The following is a 19,344-nucleotide window of genomic DNA, read 5'->3' as shown; positions in this document are numbered from 1 at the left end:
TCCGTCGTACGATTAATCAACCAGCCGTTGACAAGTTTCGCTACGTTCAGTCCGGCGTTTCTAACTCGTTTGTTTGGCATTCACCATGCAGCCCAGCGTTGATCAATTAGCGCCTCAATTCTTGGTCCCCGGACTTCGGTTTGCCGAGGGAAATGGCGGGCTCGTCAAAGCGATCGTCCACACCGATCGTTGCGACGGCGAGATCTATTTACATGGGTCCCACATCACTCACTTTCAACCCCACAATCAATTACCCGTGCTGTGGATGAGCCAAAAATCGGAATTCGCTGAAGGCAAGGCGATCCGGGGCGGCGTCCCAATTTGTTTTCCTTGGTTTGGTGCAAACGCAGCGGACCCCACCGCTCCGGGGCACGGTTATGCGCGAATCCGGACCTGGAATCTGCTTGCCACCGAAATCAATGACGACGGCGATGTCGCACTGACGCTCGGCATCACGATTGGCAACTTCGAACTGACGTACACAGCCACGTTCGGGCGGTCGCTTGGCATGTCGCTAAGCGTGACCCTGTCGGATCAATCAAGCGAAGCGGTGTCATTCGAGGAAGCACTGCACACGTACCTTGCCATCGAAGATATCCATCAAGTGGTCATCGAGGGTCTCGAGTCGGCCGCTTACATCGACAAGGTCGATGGCATGAAACAGAAACCGGCCACCGACGAATCAATACGGTTCAATGGCGAATGTGACCGCGTCTACCTCAACACCACCGAAACCTGCACCCTGCGTGATTTGGCGTTGGCACGGTCGATCCAAATCTCAAAAACCAATTCGCTGTGCACCGTCGTGTGGAATCCGTGGATCAACAAAAGTGCTGCGATGCCTGATTTTGGCGACCACGAATGGCAATCGATGGCCTGTATCGAAACCGCCAATACGGCTCCATTGCAGCCAACATTGAATCCAGGCGATTCGCATGTCATGACCGCCGTGGTTTCGCTGTTTCCTTAGAAAACGCGTCGGAACGGTTTCTTGACTGCCTCGGTCACGAAACGACGCGAACTGGCATCACAATTGCTCACCCCACTGCTATGACTGACTCACAAACCTGGCTACCGCAACTAACCAAGGTCGCAGAACCGCTGCACCCCGAGTGGATTTCGATGCGTCGCTATTTGCATCAACACCCCGAGCTATCGGATGCCGAGTATCAAACGACCGAATACTTGACGTGCGCATTGACGAAACTTGGATTGCCGACTCACATTCCGGTCGACCAGCGTGGTTTGACGGCCGACTTGGTGACTTTTAAACACGAACCGGATCGTTGGATGGCGATTCGCGGTGACATTGACGCCTTACCGATCAATGATGCCAAAGCGGTCGATTACCGCAGCACGTGTGACGGGGTGATGCATGCGTGCGGCCATGATGTCCACGCGACCGTGGTCGTTGCCGCGATGCACATCCTAAGTGCGATGCATCAAGCGAACCGTCTGCCTTGGCCGATCGCGGTGCGCGCCGTTTTGCAGCCATCCGAAGAACTGGCGACGGGGGCACGTTACATGATCCACCATCATGCACTACGAGACATTGATGCGATCTTAGCCTTGCATGTCGATCCGACACGTTCGGTGGGCTGCATCGGGCTTCGTCACGGCACGTTGACGGCGGCCTGTGATGCAGTGCATGTCACCATCCATGGCAACGGCGGTCACGGAGCCCGCCCGCATCTGACGAACGATCCGATCGATGCGATCACGCACTGGGTGCAATCGGCATTTCGACGACTCGGACGCACCGTCAACGCTCACCAAACCGTCGTGTTTTCGGTGGGGCAACTGCACGCCGGGCATAGCACCAATGTGATTCCCGATTCGGCTTCGCTGTCCGGCTCGCTGCGATCGCTGGACGCCCACTCGCGACGCATTGCACTGGAAACACTCGAAGACGTCTGCCAAGCAACCGAGATCGAAAACAATTGCAAAGTCAAAATGGAGCTTGGATTTTCCGCACCCGCTGTGGTCAACGACGACTCGCTCGTGGACCTCTTAGCCGACACCGCGACCGCGGCGTTCAGTGCCGGTGCCATCGAATGGATCGATGAACCGAGTATGGGCAGCGAGGATTTTTCGTATTACCTAAAACAAATTCCCGGAGCGATGTTTCGGCTTGGTGTCGCAGGCGATCAAGTTGGCCACGCTCCGCTACATACCCCTGCATTTGACATCGACGAGCGAGCGATCATGGTCGGTGCCAAACTTTTCGCCGCCTCCGTGATTGCTTACTTCGATCCGAATCGCAGTCCGGTTCCCAATGCAAACGTATAGCGACATTGGTTGCGTGATGTCGCACAGACGATGGCACCGCAATCGCACACCCCACGTTACTTGTAACGATTTTTTGCGGAGACGACGCCCATGGCCAAGTTGATCTTTAACTCGAATCCGACCCCGACAATCGGCGTCGAAATCGAAATGGGACTCTGTGACGGCAAAACGATGGAACTGGTGAACGGCTGCGAAACGCTGCTCAAGCAGATTCCCGAAGAACTTCATAAGACCGTCAAACCCGAATTGATGCAGTGCTGCGTCGAAGTCATCAGCGGGGTTTGCAACAATGTGGGCGAGATCCGCGAGGACTTGGTCGGCAAAATCCGGCACGTGCAAACCGCCGCCGATTCGTTGGACATGCGATTGTGGTGGGGATCCACGCATCCGTTTAGCCGCTGGGAAAACCAAGAGGTCACGCCGACCGAGCGGTACATGAACTTGTTGGAATTGTTGCAAGAGCTTGCAAGACGTATGATCACCTTTGGTTTGCATGTTCATGTCGGCGTCGACAGCGGCGACAAGGCGGTGATGATCTGCGACCGGATCATGCAATACCTGCCGATGTTGTTGGCGCTTTCGACCAGCAGCCCCTACTGGCAAACGCGTGACACCGGACTGCACTCGCACCGATCCAAATTGATGGAAGGTTTACCGACCGCCGGATTGCCGACGCTGATGCGGAACTGGAGCGAGTATGTTTGGTTGGTGAACCACATGGTCGAAACCGGATTCATCAACACGATCCGCGAGATTTGGTGGGACGTACGACCACATCACAATTTCGGCACGGTCGAAGTCCGCGTCTGCGACATGCCAGGCGACATCGACTCGGTGTGCGGATTGGCGGCGTTGATCCAATGTCTGGTCAAACACCTGAGTGACGAAATTGACGAGGGAACCTACCAATTTGATTGCCACCCGATGATGGTGCGTCAAAACAAATGGCGAGCTGCGCGGTTCGGAAGCTCCGCCAGCCTGGTCAACACACGCGACTATCGCGTCGAACCAGTCGTCACGATCGCTTGCCGCCTGGTCGATCAACTACGTGACGTGGCGATCGATCTGGGCTGCGAAAGCGAACTGGGGTTTGTCAAAGAGATCGCCGCGAGAAACGGTTGGTCGGAATGCCAACGCTCTATTTTCCAGCAGACCAATGATGCGGCAGAAATGGTCCGCCAATTGACCGAGCAGTCGCGAGTGTGAACTGGCACGTGTGTAAGCGGCACGTGTCTGAACTGGCATCCGCCTGAGGTTGCAAGCGCCGCTCTTTTGATGACGCCAAAGCCTGCTGCAGGCACGATAGGCCCGCAAACCGACTACTGCGATTGGCGTGACGCGAGGTGCTTTTTGACCGAATCGATCGGGATCGGGATGCCTCGCAGGATACCGTCGACCACCAGGTTGCCGTCGACAACGCCTTGGAATTTGGCGACGATCATCCGTCCCCGACGTGCCTTTTGCAGCTCGATCAACAGAATCAGCTTGTCACCGGGGGTGACAACGCCACGAAAACGCGCTTCGTCGAGCCCGCCAAAGCCGACCATCGCGGCTCCGAGCAAATCGTGTCGCTGGGTAAAGTAGCTCGACAGCTGTGCGACCGCTTCCAGCTGGATCACTCCGGGCATGATCGGCATGCCAGGCATATGGCCGCGCACCCAGAACTCGTCTTCGGTAATGTCTTTATAACCGGCGCACACCAAGCGTTCGGTGTCCTCGTAGAGGATCCCGGTTAGATGTTCCATCTCGAAACGTTGCGGATTTAGCTTGCGAATGTCCTCGATATCCGCAATGGGATTATCGAGGTCCAGCAGCGCCAAATCGACGATTAGATCGCTTTTAGCCACGAACTGCTCCGTTAGTTGTGCGGGCAGCGGTAGATTAGGTTTTAACTTTACGACGCTTTGCTTTGCGAGCTTTTGCGTTGGCCGGACGTTGGCCGTGGTTAGCTTTTTTCAGCTTGTGATGTGGTTTAGCCATGAATCGATACAGTCGAGGAAAGCGTAATATTGACGGAGAATTCTCTCACAGAGTTCTATTGAGCGTGAGAAAATAGCATGTTTGGCGTTGTTTTGGTAGTCATCCCCAAAAACCTTCGTATCGAACGGTTTTTGAAGGGAATCCTTTACCCCGCGATTTGGTCAGCGGAGAAGCGATTGCGGCGGCTGGCGAATGTCCGAGCCCCCAGGATAGCTGGAGCTGCCCGAATAGCTGGAGCCGCCGGAATAGCTCGAACCCGCGGCGGGATTCGTCGGACGCAGCGCGATTCCGCCCCGCGAGAACGATTGTTCTGGTTGCGGTTGAGCCGCCGAATAGGGGCCGCTACCGCGAACCGACGGAGGCAATAGACGATCCGAGGCCATCGTACCGGCCACTTTGGTCGCCGCAGGTTGGCTGCCTTGCAGCGGACGGACTTGGTCCTCGCCCTCTAGTTTGCGACGTTGGTACCAACCACTCGGCTGGGTGCTGGCCAACGCGGTTGCAGGCGATGCCGATGAGGATGCCGAAGGAGTTTCAAGCTGAGCGAGCTGGACGCCGCTCGCGTTGGCAAATCGGCCTGCGGGTGAACCGCCTGCGAGCGAGTTTGCCGGTGCCGATGAGTTGGACGGGGCTCGCGAATTGGATGGTGAATTGATGGCGACATGGTTGCCATTCCCGTTGCCGTTAGCTGCGACATCGATGTTGGAGCCCGAATTGTTGTATCCGCGGTCGTTCAAGTTGCGTTTGGCAAACTTTTCGACCGGACCGCTGCCAGCAGCCACCCAGGCGAGCCAATAATCCTGCAGCTCGGCCAGCGATTCGTAGCCGTAGTGCTTGCGTACGTTAGCCGTCCACGACGGATGCTGCATGTAATCTTGCAAGAATTTGATAAACGTCTGCGGGCTGTCCTGTTCGATCAAAAAGCGGCAAACCGAGTAGCCTTGGGCGTACATCGGCAACACATCGCTTGGATATTCGGTCAACAGAAACAACTTGTTCATCGCGATCCCGCGACGGGTTCCCAAGAACTCTCGCAGTTTGGCTTCGTGCTTTTGACGCTCCGAGTCGTGTTCGACCGTGGTGCAAATTCCTTCGTCTGCCCAACGCGGCAGTGGACGACCAAAGTGAGTGGCCAAAATCGTGTGGGTGACTTCGTGAGGCAAGACGCTGTCGAGAATTCGCTCTGGAGTTCCGACGACTTCCATTTGGAAATCACGAACCGGCGAACGGTTGTACGTCGTCACGCCTTGGGCTGCTAATCTTGGCCCCGACACGACGCGAACCGGACATGGCACCGGCCATGGGGGCAACGGAGCCCCAAGCCAATAGGTTGCCAAGTCGTTGCGATAACGCTCGGCGGCTTCGCCCACGGCCTGAGCCAAATGAGCGTCGGGAGCATGGATCAAAAAGTTTTGAGTCCGAAAGTTCGCTGCGTTGGATGAGCTAGCAATCCCAAAGGTTGCTGCAAAACCAACCGCCACGATGACGAAACGTCGCAATAAAAATCCGGCTTCCATGCCGCAGCACTCCCCTAGCATCCGTACTAATTTCGACTCTGTGATCGATCGTCTCGTCGTTTTCGCTTGCGAGCATACTTTCGTTTGCAATCATTGATGACAATCTTTGCCACCGAGCGTTTGCAAACCAACGAGTCGACGCGGGCAGTCTAGGCGAAGCAAAGGTTTCAGAGAAAGACGAATAAGTCAGAATGGTGACGCCGTCACCGATTTTCAGCCTCGATCAAACCGTTTCTTTAGCCATTCCTGCAGGATTTGCGAATTTATTTTTTTATTCGATGCGTCCTCGAAATCCGAGATATCGGTCACCCTGTCACCCGATTCGCTGATCGCGTTGGTGATGCGAACCCAATTTTCGTCAAGCGATACGCGGCATCCGATTCCTAGAATCGACTCGGACTGCATCGACGCGGTCGGAGGTCCCACTAACAAAGCTTCGTCGCTTAAGTAATCGCGGACCATAAAAACTCGCTCCTTCCAACGCGAATTGTTCAACTTGCTTTTGCTCGCAATTGGACTGCCATCAAACACGCTTGGATCGCTGATCGGCAGCCCCGCCAGCTCAATCAGTGTTGGTAGCAAATCGGCGTGTATCGTCGGCTGATCGATTTGCTTGGGCGTGATGCCGGGAGCGAAAATGATCGCCGGTGTCATCGTTTGATAGCGACTCAGTTTTGTTCCATGACCACACGTGCCATCTTCCAAAAAAGCTTCACCATGATCGCCGGTCACGATCACCACTCGGTTGCGGTCCAACAGCGGACGGATCAATCGGTCGACGGTGCGTGCACAATTTTTGTAGCGGTTCCAAACCGCATTGCGCAACTCGGGACGATAGGGAATCGGAAACGAATCATCCGCGGCCGGATGAAACCATTCGTCCGCCGGATCACAACGATAATCAGCATGGGTGGTGTAGAGATAGACAACGGCTAATCGCGGCGGCGGCGATGAAGCGTCCGCCAAGTCCGAGCGATTTAAAAATGCGGTCGCTCGCGAAACGGTCCGCCGATCCACTTCGCTCCAGCCCTTCGGCTCACACTGAAAAACATCAAATTGCTGTTCGTTTAAAAAACCGTCCATCGCAAATAGTCGCCAATCATCATGGCTGGCAAACAGCCCCAATTCGTAGCTTGCCTGATGAAACAAACGATTCATCAGCGGGCTGTAGCGGATCGGTTCGTCAAACCAAATCGCCTCCAATCCATTGACCAAGCTGAACATCCCCATGTTCGATGCGTTCGCTGCTGAAAAGTGATTGCGGCAATGAATCCCGTCGCTCGCTAGCCGAGTCAAATTGGGCATCGTTTCGGCATCGACCATCTCGTGACGAAAGGACTCGAGCACCACCACCACGACATCAGGAAACGGTTCGTCGTGGGTGGCGAGTGCATCCCAATTTAGCCCCGCCACGCGCTGCTGGACGCTGCGACGCTGAATGCCATCCTGAGGAATCATGAACGCGACCGGCGCGAACCGCGATTTGCTGCTAGAGGCGGCCGCATCGCTGGAATCGATGATCCGGAAAACAACCCAGGGGTGCCGCGTCGAGGTGGCTCGCATACGAGACGCCGTAGTTTGCCAATCCAAGATGGCTGGCAACGAGAACAGACAAACACAAACCCCGACGATCCCGCCACTCCACTTCGCGACCGTCTGATGTCGCACACATAATCGCGAGATCGCACTGGAGATCCAAAACACTGCGATCACGGTCACGGCAAATCCTAGGAACCACAGCATCGGCGAAGCGATCGATTTCCACTGGGCGTGAGCAAGCAAACTGTCTCGCAAGTCGGTTGCGACTCGCAGAATTTTCGCTGACAAAAAGCGGTCCGAAATCCAGCCGAACGCAATCGCGTCACACAGCACGCCCGCCGGAACGAGGATCATCCATCCAAACCCAACCCCAAACCCGACTCGCGGCAATCGACGACGCAGCAGCCACGCGACCAACAAACCAGGAGAAATCAAGATCAATGATTGCAGCAATATCCAGCTGTGAATCGAAATCCAAGCAAGCATTGATCGTGGCGGCGACGAACTAAGCGACGGATACAGAACGCCGATCGCTAGCGTCCCCAAAGGGATCAAGATCGCAAGCACCGCCAATCGGTACCTCAATAGCCGTTCGCGATCGCCGAGTTCACTCATGCTTGTCCCCGACGGCAAGGATTAGTAGGGCACATCAATTGCATCGCACAGAAATCGCATCAATGGCCGCGCCGCACGCACGCGATCGATCAAGATCTTGATGATCTCAGGACTGGTCACTTCTGCTTCGCTCAGCGGTGCGACCGCGATGAAATCGATCCTTCGCAAATCGTCGATCATCGGATGCGTTTTGTCGTACTCGCGAGGCGTTGTCTTCAGCTTCTCGCCGGTGAATTCAAAGTGCTGGCGAAACGCTTTTTGATCACGCACCTTCACCCACGCTTTGGGGTTCGCATCGATCGCTTGGCGAATGGCCGACAACACGTCTCGCTCCGGCCGCCAGCTGCCCATGCCGATGAAACACTCTTCCGGAGCAAAATGAATGTAGGCGCCAGGTGCATGGATATTCGTGTTGGCTTGATGCCGCAGCGAGATGCCGACGTTGGTTTTGTAGGGCGTTTTGTCTTTGCTGAACCGAGTATCACGATAGATCCGCATCACCGATCCGCCATGTGGTTTCGGAATCGCCGATAGCATCGGTGCCGCCCGAGCCAGCGGTTTTTCGAGCTGACGCACCAATTCCACCGCGGGGTCCCGCACCTCGGTTTGATAACGTCGCTTGTTATCGTTGAACCAATCGCGATGGTTGTTGGATTGAAGTTCACGCAGGAAATCAAACAATTCCTCGGGAATCACGGACTCGGGCATACAGCGATTATCAGTGGGGGGGAAAGGTCGTTGATCAGATTCAGTGACTGACTTTAATGGAATTCAACCTCACCCGCACACTCCCCATTATTTCGGTGGCGATTGGCGAGTAAAATCATGTGACTCTCCATCGAGCCGATCTTCCATACTTAAAGGCCTTTTGATTTGTCTGCTCACGGTTTCTTTCGGATCACGGTCGCGTCGCCAGTCGTCTCCGTCGCTAATCCTGCCGCGAACGCTGCCGCGATGATGCGGTTGATGAATCCGTGTGATTCGGATTTGATTGTGTTTCCCGAATTGGGGCTGACCGGATACACCTGCGGCGACCTATTCGCGACCGATTCCCTGCAAACGGCGACGCTCGACGCTTTGGAAACCTTGGTCGCGTCGACACGCCAACGTCCCAATCAAACTGTCATCGTGGGGCTGCCGGTTGCCATCGACGATTCGCTGATGAACGCGGCTGCAGTGATTTGCAACGGACAAATCGAAGGCATTGTTCCGAAAACGTTTTTGCCGACCTATCGTGAGTTTTATGAAGGACGACACTTTCGCGCTGCTTCCTCGAATGACCCTCAATGGATCGAACTGCTTGGCGGCTTGATTCCTTATGGAACCGATTTGCTGTTCCAACAAGGCGATGCCAAGATTGGAATCGACATCTGCGAAGACCTTTGGACTCCGATCCCTCCGTCCAGCCATGCTGCATTGGCCGGCGCCAACGTGCTGGTGAATCTTTCGGCCAGCAACGAGACGATCGGCAAGGTCCAGTGGCGACGTGATTTGATCCGCAGCCAATCGGGCCGCTGCATCGCTGCCTATGCCTACACTTCGGCCGGCCCTGGTGAATCCAGTTCGGATCTGGTGTTTGGTGGCCACTGTTTGATCGCGGAAAACGGATCGATCCTGGACGAATCGCGTACGATTACCGATCAAGCGGCTGCCACGCATGAAAGCGAAACCGTCGTCACCGTCGATGTCGACCTAGCCAAACTGACCCACGATCGACGCGTGACCGGTTCGTTCGATGATGGCAAACAATCGTTGACCACCGCCTATCGCTGGATCGAAATCGAACAAGATGAAAACGCTGCCCTGCCTCGCACCCCTGCGCTGATTCGCAACGTCGACGCCCATCCGTTTGTGCCCAAAGCGTTTAGCGAACTCGAAGCACGCTGCGAAGAGATCTTTGCGATCCAATCGGCGGCATTATGCAAGCGATTGTCTCGACTTTCCAAAACAACCACGCTCGCGATCGGCATCTCGGGCGGTCTCGACAGCACGCTGGCACTGCTGGTGGCACTGCGAGCGTGTGACGCGATGGAGCTGCCTCGCCGCAATATCTGTGGGATCACGATGCCGGGCTATGGGACGACCCAGCATACGAAAACCAGTGCCGACCGCTTGATCGAGCTGACCGAAATCACAGGGGAAACGATCGACATCCGCCAATTGTGTCTCGATACGTTCCGCGCCCTCGATCACAATCCGCTGGGAATCAAGATCGATCACGATACAACCCCCGAATCGCTGCAAAAGTCATTTCTTGATGTGCCACCCAGCACCGCCGATTTGAAGTTTGAAAACGTGCAAGCTCGCGTTCGCACGATGTTGTTGATGAACCGTGGGTTTGTGCTTGGCACCGGCGACATGAGCGAACAGGCGCTCGGATGGTCCACCTACAACGCCGATCATATGTCGATGTACAACGTCAATACATCGATCCCCAAAACGCTGGTCCGATTCCTGGTTCGCTATGCCGCCGACCATTACTTCGAGGGCGAGGTATCTGAGCTGTTGCACCGAATCGCCGACACTCCGATTTCGCCTGAGCTGATGCCGCCAGCGGCCGATGGCACGATTCGCCAGGAAACCGAAGCATCGATTGGTGCCTACGAACTGCACGACTTCTTTCTGTACCATTTCGTTCGCTATGGCTGCGATCGCGAACGCATTCGCTTCTTGGCCCAACATGCGAAATTTGATCAACCGCACTCCCACACCGACATTGACGCCACGCTCGAGACGTTTTTCGACCGGTTCTTCAAGAACCAATTCAAACGCAATTGCGTTCCCGATGGTCCCAAAGTGGGATCGGTTAGCTTGTCGCCTCGCGGCGATTGGCGGATGCCCAGTGACGCCGACAGCGACGCGTTCTAGCGCAACCCCTGAACGCCAAGCACGTTGGCCCACGTGCCGCTAAAGCTGCCGAGTCGCTCATTTTCGCTGACGCTTTGCAGCGATTCAAACAACCCCAAGAAGCGATCCGTCAACTCGCCCAAATGATCCTTGACGAAATCACCCCAGCGTGGATCGTATTGGTGGGCGGCCCCGGACGTCGCCGCCGCTGTGGTTGCCGGTTGTGAATCGCGTGTCTGCATGATCAGATTGTTGCACCAATCATCAATCGCAACCGCCGATGCGCCCAGGGCAACAAGCTTGACGGCGTCATCCGGCGTGATGGTGCCGGGGACAACCCACAGCGGCATGTCCGAACATTTCTCGGCGTTCATCATCTGGCGTGCTCGTCGGGTGATGGCCGCCAATTCAAGTCCTTCGAGCTGGATTTCGTCTAGCCGTAGGATCAATCCATCCGGCTCGGCCGCGAGAAGCTTTGGCAATTCGTCTCCCATCCGGAACGGCCCCATCGAAACAAAGACCGCAGCCGATTCGGACAACCGGCGAATTTGGTCGATCTTGGATTTCAAGTGCTCCATTGATGCCACATCGGGCGGAAACGTTGCAGCCGGCACCCACCCGCCACCTGCAACCGGAGAAGTCGCCGGAGCGGCTTCCCAGCGTTGGATTTGAGCCGGCGAATAGGCAAAGCGTCCCGACACATCACGCGCCATCATCAAACGCAAATCCACCACATCGGCATCATCAAAATCGGTGACCGTTAACCCGTAACGCTCCGACCGATAGGGGACGATCCTGCGGTAACGACGATGGGTTGGTGATTTGCCGGAATCGTCGGGTTCGATTTGACGGCCGGCATGGAAGATCGATTCGGTTTGCGGGGCCGATAGATCACGGTGCATCGCGGTCACCAGGATATCAAGTTCACCGACCGCCACCGCCAAGTTGTCAGCTTGTTCCATCGTGATTTGGTACCACGGCGGATCGTACCAAAACAGCGGCAACGGCAACGGAATGTCCTGGCCCTGTTTTCGCGAAATCGAACCGCGATGCGAATTGACCAACGCCCCGGTCCAAGGAGTAAAAACCGGTGGCGGCAACAAATGCAGCGGTGCGAGTCGATGATTCAATTGCATCAGGATGCGTTCCGTTCTGGCAAATCTAAATGGGTTGTGCAGGCCTACGAAAAACCGATTTGTAAATCAAGCGATCCATAACGACTAAATCGTAGCGGAATTTGTGCGTGAATTTCGACCGTGATAAAGCTTGATCGAAAGTCTTGACGACTTCCGCTACCGGTTTCCAAATAAAGGCTCTAACGCCAATTGGGTGCAACCTCGCCTCGTCGGGCTTCTTCGGCGCGAAGCATCGCTTCGGGAACCACTCGACGAAACTCCTTTGCATCACCGCGAATCGATGCATTGATCAGTAACAATCCGAGTCGCAACAGTTCACGTTTACGCAGCGGCGCCTCGGTCACGCCATCTGCCAAACTTTCCGCCTTGCCACGAATAAACACCGAGACGTTGTTCATCGCGTCCCCCAAATTTCGACCGGCGTCACCACCAATCACGATCATGCCACCAATCGCCCCCACGCCAACCTCGTGACCGACATCGCCGCGAACAAAGATGCCGCCCGACCGCATCCCCGCGCCACAGCGATCACCTGATTGGCCATAGATCGCCAACGTGCCGCCCGACATTGCTGCGCCCGCACCGACACCCGCGTTGCCACGGATCCGTACCGCACCGCTTCGCATGCCCTCGCCCACTCCGTGACCGACGTTTCCGGTTTGGCGGATATCCGCTTCGGCATTGTATGCGTACGCATAATCTCCAAGCGAACCTTCGATCTGAAGACGCACCGGATGATTCAATCGCATCAATGCCGCATGCTGACCGTTGGCTCCATCGATTTTGATCTGAGCAAGCACATTGGGGTCCGCGAACGTCGGCACCGCGTGAATCGCCGCGATCAATTCGGCGTCGCTCATCGATTGCATCGAAAATTGATGCGTCGGCGGTGGCAGTGCACCGCTCAGCGATGATCCAGCTTCATCGGCAGACATAAAACAATGACTCTGTTTTTTGGTGGTGGGGAAACGCGGCTAGTGGGCTGCTTACATCTCGATTTTCGGGTAGCGGAACTCGTCAAGAGTTTCGGATCGTTTGGCTTATACAACGAAAGTCTTGACGACTTCCGCTACAACTACGAACGGAATACAAGCAAAGTTCCGCATGAGCAATGCATTTACTTGGACTGGCCTGCATTGGAGGCGGGCAATCCTGTCGAGTGCGAGCAGGTATTTCGCAACACCGCGCGGACGATCGCTTCCATTTTACCTTCTGCGGCGCGGCCTGCAGCGAGAACTTCATCATGACTCGCAGCAACCGCCGAATCGGGGTTCGCCACGTTGCTGACCATCGACAATCCTAACGTTCGCATTCCCAAGTTCGCAGCGGCTAAAACCTCAGGAACCGTGCTCATCCCAGCCACATCGGCCCCGATTCGCCGCATCATTCGGTATTCGGCTCGTGTTTCGTAATTGGGTCCAAGCGTCGCCAAATAAGTCCCCTCGTATGCGGCGAAGTTACTCTCGCGTGACGCCTGCATCGCGATCGCGGACAACTCGCGATCATAAACATCACCATGACGCAGCGGCGAAACTTCGGAAACGTCCGCAGGAACATCCAAATGAAATGAAGGCAAATTCGCAACCCCAAACCCGCCTCGCATAAAGTCCAAATGATCGCGAATCACCACGATATCGCCGACTTTCAGCTTTGGGTTCACTCCGCCTGCGGCGTTGCTGACCACCAACTGTGTCGCGCCGAGTCGGGCCATCACATGCACGGGAAACGAGACCTCTGCTCGGCTCCAACCTTCGTAACGATGAAAGCGGCCGGCCATGGCCACCACGAGCGTCTGTTCCAATTCCCCCAAAATGAGTTGACCACGGTGCCCTGACGCCGTCGACGCGGCAAACCCAGGAATGTCCGGAAAAGGGACTGCCACCGGATATTGGATTTTTTCGGCCAATCCGCCGAGCCCGCTGCCTAGAATGATTGCGACGGCAGGGACGCGATCGGATTGGCGACGCAGAAACTGAGCTGCCTGATCGACGTGATCGAGATAGCGGTTCTCGTTGGAGAGATCATCCATGAAACGATTTTGCCGCATCCTGTTGCTCTTAAAAGTCATGCTGGACGTCAACCATTCCGTGACTTGTCCGTTTTGACCGCGGGTGACGCAAAGTAAATAACTGCACTACGCGATGCGGACTTGGCCAGCTTCGCTGACGATCCCGCGAACCAACGTTTCCAATTTCGGTGCCGCGGCATTTGCCGTCGCAATGATTTCGCTTACGTCGGCAGGTTTGAGCGCGTCGGGCAAACACATGTCGGTAATCACACTCAGCCCAACCACTTTCAGCCCGCAGTGTACCGCGACGATGGTTTCGGGAACCGTGCTCATCCCGACGACATCGGCACCAATCATTCTCAGAAAACGATACTCGGCACGCGTTTCGAGATTAGGTCCGGTGACCGCAACAAAGACGCCTTTATGAATGGGAATCGATTCGCGGCGAGCCAATTCCATTGTGCGATCGATCCATTGTTGATCGTACGGTTCGCACATATCGGGAAAGCGAGGCCCCAATCGATCATCGTTGACACCAATAAGAGGGTTGTCGCCCATCAAATTGATTTGGTCTTCGATGACCATGATGTCGCCGTTTGAAAAATAAGGATTCAAACCGCCACACGCGTTACTGACGACAAGCATCTCGGCACCGAGTGCTTTGAAGACGCGGACCGGAAGCGTGATTTGCTTTAGAGGGTAGCCTTCGTATTGATGAAAACGGCCCTCCATGGCCACGACTGGTACGCCGGCTAATTGCCCGCATACCAAGCGTCCTCGATGGCTTGTTGCCGTCGAAGTCGGGAAATGGGGAATGTCCCCGTATTCGAATGAGGCTTCGACTTCGATCTGTTCGGCAAGTCCGCCCAGCCCGGTGCCCAAGATGATACCGACCTTCGGCGTTTTAGAAAACTCACTTCGAATTTTTTTACAAGCGTCTTCAATCTTGTCGAACAAATCAAGCATGGCAGTGTCGTCAAAAAGGAGGCAGAAGAGGAAAGGGCGTGCCAGTCGAAGGTCGGTATCATAGCGCGCCCGAGCGTCGTCCGCGACCATCCCTTTTTCGGTTAAGATTTACCAATGCGTGGGCGGACAACGGATCCGCCACGTGCACCAACAATCCCTTGCCAAATCGATAGTGATCGTGATCCATCGAGTTCGCTTGTTGTTTGCTGGTTTCTCGTTCGCTCATTTTCTCACTCGTTGGACATCACGTTAGCCATGTCATCTCCCTCTCCCGATGTTTTCGAGAAACTGGCCTCGTTTTATCTCGGTCGCCATTACGATCTTGCCCATGACAAACTCAGCGATGATTTGCTGATGTACGACGCCAAGGATCTGTGCACGCATGCGATGTGTGTGGGGATGACCGGCAGCGGCAAAACCGGCCTGTGTCTTTCGCTGTTGGAAGAGGCCGCGATCGATGGCATCCCCGCAATCTGCGTGGACCCCAAAGGCGACTTGGGCAACCTGTTGCTGACCTTTCCCAAACTGCAGCCGGAAGATTTCAAACCGTGGTTGGATTCCGGCGAAGCGACCCGCAAAGCCATGACGCTCGACGAATTGGCAGCCGACAAAGCAACGACGTGGCGAAAGGGGTTGGCCAGCTGGGGACAAGACGGCGAGCGGATCGCAAAATTCCGCGACAGCGTTGACATTGCGATCTATACCCCGGGCAGCAATGCGGGAATCCCAATGACGGTGCTGAAAAGCTTTGATGCACCGCCGCCGGAACTGCTTAACGACTCGGATGCAATGCGTGAACGAATCACCGGTGCGGCATCGGGACTATTGACACTGATGGGAATCAACGCCGATCCGCTGCTATCGCGTGAACACATCTTGATCTCGTCGATCTTGGATGTCTGTTGGCGCGATGGCAAAAACGTCAACATCGGCGACCTGATCGGATTGATCCAATCACCCCCGATCCAGCGAGTCGGCGTGCTCGATTTGGACTCGTTCATGTCCTCATCGGATCGGGCCAAGTTGGCGATGCAATTGAACAACTTGCTTGCATCGCCCGCGTTTTCGACATGGCTCGAAGGAGAACCACTATCGATATCCAAATTGCTTTACACCGACGAGGGCAAACCGCGACTCACGATCCTTTCGATCGCCCATCTGACCGACAGCGAGCGAATGTTTTTCGTCACCATCCTGCTGAACGAACTGCTGGCGTGGATGCGAACCCAGAGCGGCACCAGTTCGCTGCGAGCGATGTTTTACATGGACGAAGTCGCAGGCTACTTTCCGCCGGTTTCCAATCCGCCATCGAAACCTCCGATGTTAACACTGCTGAAACAAGCACGCGCCTTCGGTCTAGGCATCACGCTGGCGACGCAAAACCCAGTCGACCTGGACTACAAAGGACTCTCGAACATCGGCACATGGTTTCTAGGGCGATTGCAAACCGAACGCGATAAAGCACGTGTGCTCGAAGGACTTGAGGGATCCGCAGCCCAATCAGGCCAACCGTTTGATCGTGCCGCGATGGAACAGAAACTCGCGGCGCTCGGCAATCGCGTCTTCCTGATGAACAATGTTCACGATGACGCCCCGAGCACCTTCCAAACTCGCTGGGCGCTGTCGTTTTTGGCCGGACCACTGGCCCGCGACCAAATCGGTCGCCTGATGGCCGACCGCAAAAAGAAACTGCAAGACCAACGCAAAGAAGCCAACACCGAAACACTTGACGACACTTCCTCGACGCCGACTCGACCGGTTGTCCCGAGTGGCGTGAAGGAGAAATTCCTTGTCGCCACCGAGTCCGCACTCGACGGCAGCCGGCTTGTTTACCGACCCGCCGTTTACGCCGAAGGCACGCTGCATCACGTCCGTGCATCGGCCGATCTCGACTCGTGGCAAGATGTAAAACTGATCGTGCGATGTGGTAGCGGAGTTCCCGACGAATTGTGGCAGGCGAGCGAGCCGATTCCCGAGGACGCCGAGCTTTCGGACCAAGCGGACGAGGAGTACGTATTCAGCGACCTGCCGAATGAATTGCGAAACGCCAAGAAATTCAAAAGCTACGAAAAACAGTTCAAGGATTTCCTGTACCGGCATTATGCGATGACGCTTTACAAGAGTCCGTTGATCGGCAACTACGCTCCCGGAGGACTCGATGAAGGACAAGCGAGAGCGTTTTTTCAACAAGCAGCGCGCGAAGAGCGGGACTTAGAAACTGAAAAACTGCGTGACAAGTTTGCGACAAAGATGAAAGCGTTGGATAAACGTTTGAAAGCAGCCAACGACCGAATCGCGGTGGAAGAAGAACAGTACTCGCAAGCAAAATTGTCGACGGTGCTGTCCTTCGGCGCCTCTATCTTGGGCGCGTTCCTTGGTAACAAGGTCGCAAGTCGGACGAACGTTTCGAAAATGTCGACGGCCGCGCGAGGCGTGGGTCGAGCGGCTCAACAGCGGGCCGACGTTACTCGCGCCCAAGAAACCGCTCGCGAATTGGCACTGGAGATGACCGAGTTGGACGAAGAGCTACAAGAAGAGATCGCGGTGCTGAGCGAAAAGTTTGACGTCAAGAACTTGCAGCTTGACACCACCGTCGTCGCGCCGCGAAAAAGCGACCTGAAAGTCACCGACCCAATCGTCCTCTGGACCCCCTGGTCCGTCGACTCGGCCGGCATCGCCACCAAGCTGTTCGAATGATCCATTGTCGCTGATCGCTCCGCGATCATGGCGTAAACACATTTACCACTGCCGGGTTCTCACTCATCGCGACCAAGCCGCCCGCCGTAGAGCTCAAATACCGACTTCACATGCGGCGTCAAAATCTCGATCAGTTCAGCATCGTCTGCGGTGAGGACGTGGTCTGCACTGAGTTGGCTGTGTTGCGCCGCGATCACGATCGCGGCCACGACATGTTCGATATCGACCGGTAAATCGGTGGGCGACTCGAGGCTCAGAGCAAGGTCGAACAAGACATCATTCAGCGAAGGATCAATCGTCGCCTGCCCCGCAGCGTCAAGCGAGATACCCATTACGATTTGTCGTTGTGTTTTCATGAGCAGCATTGTAATGGGAATGTAGCCCAGCGGGCGACATATACATTGCCGTGGTTGTCAGGCCACGGCATAGCTTCGCGGCCCTGTGTCGCCCTCCGGGCTGCTCTACGGATCGATGCCGCTACCATCCGGTGGCTGATACCACCGGCATTCACTGTAACGCCCTCCGGGCTAAAATGGTGAAAACAGCTAAGACGGTGGGAGATAGGACTTATGACAGGCTGGAAGCCTATCCCACGGTGAGGATGCCGCTCTTTTTGATGGCACGGAGCAGGGATTCGACCATGGCGTCGCTGTGCGATGCCGACAGGGATAACCTTAGGCGTGCGGTGCCGGGTGGGACCGTCGGCGGACGAATCGCAGGGACGAAAAAGCCTGCTTCGGCCAGCGTCTCAGCTGCCGCCATCGCGTCGGCATCCTCGCCGATAATCAGGGGCACGATCGGAACCGAGTTCTCGATCGCACACGATGTCGATATCGATAATTGCTCGCGCACATGTTGTGCAAGTGACTGCACTCGATGGCGACGCTCGGGTTCGCTGTTTAGTGATTCAAATGCGGTGATCGAGGCGGCGACGGTCGACGGAGCTAGCGCCGTGCTGAAGATTAGCGAACGACATCGGTTGACCAAATAGTCTGTCACCACCTTGGGCGCCACCACAAAACCGCCTTGGCATCCGATCGCTTTGCTGAGCGTGCCAATCCGGATCGCCACGCGATCCTTGACGCCCAAGGCTTCACACAGACCACTGCCCATTTCCCCCAATACCCCCGTGCCATGCGCTTCATCGACAATGAGCGATGCGTCGAAGGGATCGGCAACGTCACACAATTCAACCAACGGAGCGACATCACCATCCATGCTAAACACGCCATCGGTCACGATCCAAACTCGCGTGAATTCGTGCCGCCGCTGTTTCAACACGCTGGCGACAAATTCGTGATCACGATGCGGATACACAACGCATTCGGCTCGCGACAACCGGCAACCATCAATTAGCGAGGCATGATTCAGCGCGTCGCTGAGGATCAAATCGCCTGCTTCGGCGAGCGTGGCCACCGTACCACTGCAGGCGGCATAACCGCTGGGGAACAACACCGCCGATTCGGTTGACTCGAGCTCCGCGATCGTCTCGGCAAGCTGGTGATGCAGTGGGGTCCACCCACACACCAACGCACTGGCGGTGCTGCCACTCTCGCGGGGAAGCGACGCAATCGGCAACCCGGATGTCGCCAAACCGAGATAATCATTGCTGCCGAAATTGACCAGCCGCCGACCAGCCGCATCGACAAACTCGACGCCTTGAGGTTGCCGAGGCACCAGCGTTCGCAAGCGATGCTGCGAGCTCCACTGGGCAAGTCGGTTAGCGAGATAATCAAACGAGGGCATAACG

Annotated in this window: 17 protein-coding genes; 5 read left to right on the top strand and 12 right to left on the bottom strand. The window is 55.8% G+C overall.

What is annotated here, in order from left to right; genetic code table 11:
- Positions 1-85: 85 nt before the first annotated feature.
- From ABEA92_RS17675 to ABEA92_RS17665, 3 genes are all read left to right on the top strand, one after another.
- A complete protein-coding gene (locus tag ABEA92_RS17675; protein ID WP_345685170.1) occupies positions 86-970 on the top strand; it encodes a D-hexose-6-phosphate mutarotase in 885 nt (294 codons plus the stop codon).
- A gap of 80 nt (positions 971-1,050) precedes the next feature.
- Positions 1,051-2,289: a M20 metallopeptidase family protein gene (locus tag ABEA92_RS17670; RefSeq protein WP_345685169.1), complete on the top strand. Its 1,239-nt coding sequence runs from the start codon at positions 1,051-1,053 to the stop codon at positions 2,287-2,289.
- Between the two features lie 90 nt (positions 2,290-2,379).
- On the top strand, positions 2,380-3,495 hold the full coding sequence (locus tag ABEA92_RS17665) for a carboxylate-amine ligase (protein WP_345685168.1): 1,116 nt from the start codon (positions 2,380-2,382) through the stop codon (positions 3,493-3,495).
- Positions 3,496-3,608: 113 nt separating this feature from the next.
- On the opposite strand, the gene ABEA92_RS17660 is transcribed toward ABEA92_RS17665, so the two are convergent.
- The 5 genes from ABEA92_RS17660 to ABEA92_RS17645 form a co-directional block, all read right to left on the bottom strand.
- Positions 3,609-4,136, bottom strand: coding sequence for a 3-hydroxyacyl-ACP dehydratase FabZ family protein (locus ABEA92_RS17660; protein ID WP_008706669.1), 528 nt, complete (start codon positions 4,134-4,136; stop codon positions 3,609-3,611).
- Between the two features lie 34 nt (positions 4,137-4,170).
- The gene (locus ABEA92_RS31395; protein WP_372717856.1) at positions 4,171-4,269 is read right to left on the bottom strand and encodes a 50S ribosomal protein bL37; all 99 of its coding nucleotides are present in this window, start codon (positions 4,267-4,269) and stop codon (positions 4,171-4,173) included.
- Between the two features lie 161 nt (positions 4,270-4,430).
- Positions 4,431-5,786 carry a hypothetical protein gene (locus tag ABEA92_RS17655; protein WP_345685167.1) on the bottom strand — a complete coding sequence of 452 codons (1,356 nt, stop codon included), beginning with the start codon at positions 5,784-5,786 and terminating at the stop codon, positions 4,431-4,433.
- Between the two features lie 213 nt (positions 5,787-5,999).
- A complete protein-coding gene (locus ABEA92_RS17650; protein ID WP_345685166.1) occupies positions 6,000-7,940 on the bottom strand; it encodes a sulfatase-like hydrolase/transferase in 1,941 nt (646 codons plus the stop codon).
- Between the two features lie 21 nt (positions 7,941-7,961).
- Complete coding sequence (locus ABEA92_RS17645) at positions 7,962-8,648, bottom strand: DUF2461 domain-containing protein (RefSeq protein WP_345685165.1); 687 nt, start codon at positions 8,646-8,648, stop codon at positions 7,962-7,964.
- Between the two features lie 165 nt (positions 8,649-8,813).
- On the opposite strand from ABEA92_RS17645, the gene ABEA92_RS17640 reads away from it, so the two are divergent.
- Positions 8,814-10,808, top strand: a complete 1,995-nt coding sequence (locus ABEA92_RS17640) for an NAD(+) synthase (RefSeq protein WP_345685164.1) — start codon at positions 8,814-8,816, stop codon at positions 10,806-10,808.
- Here the strand turns inward: ABEA92_RS17640 and ABEA92_RS17635 are convergent.
- The 5 genes from ABEA92_RS17635 to ABEA92_RS17615 form a co-directional block, all read right to left on the bottom strand.
- Positions 10,805-11,923 carry a beta/alpha barrel domain-containing protein gene (locus tag ABEA92_RS17635; protein WP_345685163.1) on the bottom strand — a complete coding sequence of 373 codons (1,119 nt, stop codon included), beginning with the start codon at positions 11,921-11,923 and terminating at the stop codon, positions 10,805-10,807. The two genes, ABEA92_RS17640 and ABEA92_RS17635, sit on opposite strands and share 4 nt — an antisense overlap.
- A 179-nt stretch (positions 11,924-12,102) precedes the next feature.
- Entirely contained in the window at positions 12,103-12,858 is a 756-nt protein-coding gene (locus ABEA92_RS17630; protein ID WP_345685162.1) for a tributyrin esterase, read from the bottom strand.
- 182 nt (positions 12,859-13,040) lie between these two features.
- A complete protein-coding gene (locus tag ABEA92_RS17625; RefSeq protein ID WP_345685161.1) occupies positions 13,041-13,970 on the bottom strand; it encodes a purine-nucleoside phosphorylase in 930 nt (309 codons plus the stop codon).
- An 87-nt stretch (positions 13,971-14,057) separates the two neighbouring features.
- A complete protein-coding gene (locus tag ABEA92_RS17620; RefSeq protein ID WP_345685160.1) occupies positions 14,058-14,897 on the bottom strand; it encodes a purine-nucleoside phosphorylase in 840 nt (279 codons plus the stop codon).
- A gap of 58 nt (positions 14,898-14,955) precedes the next feature.
- Positions 14,956-15,123, bottom strand: coding sequence for a hypothetical protein (locus ABEA92_RS17615; protein WP_345685159.1), 168 nt, complete (start codon positions 15,121-15,123; stop codon positions 14,956-14,958).
- Positions 15,124-15,152: 29 nt separating this feature from the next.
- Between ABEA92_RS17615 and ABEA92_RS17610 the strand changes: the two genes are divergently transcribed.
- On the top strand, positions 15,153-17,594 hold the full coding sequence (locus tag ABEA92_RS17610; RefSeq protein WP_345685158.1) for an ATP-binding protein: 2,442 nt from the start codon (positions 15,153-15,155) through the stop codon (positions 17,592-17,594).
- A gap of 59 nt (positions 17,595-17,653) precedes the next feature.
- Here ABEA92_RS17610 and ABEA92_RS17605 read toward each other — a convergent pair whose 3' ends face one another.
- Entirely contained in the window at positions 17,654-17,950 is a 297-nt protein-coding gene (locus ABEA92_RS17605; protein ID WP_345685157.1) for a hypothetical protein, read from the bottom strand.
- Positions 17,951-18,179: 229 nt separating this feature from the next.
- The gene (locus ABEA92_RS17600; RefSeq protein ID WP_345685156.1) at positions 18,180-19,340 is read right to left on the bottom strand and encodes an aminotransferase class I/II-fold pyridoxal phosphate-dependent enzyme; all 1,161 of its coding nucleotides are present in this window, start codon (positions 19,338-19,340) and stop codon (positions 18,180-18,182) included.
- Positions 19,341-19,344: the final 4 nt, after the last annotated feature.

Source organism: Novipirellula caenicola, assembly GCF_039545035.1.
Classification (GTDB): Bacteria; Planctomycetota; Planctomycetia; order Pirellulales; family Pirellulaceae; genus Novipirellula; species Novipirellula caenicola.
This window is presented reverse-complemented; position numbering and strand designations above follow the sequence as displayed.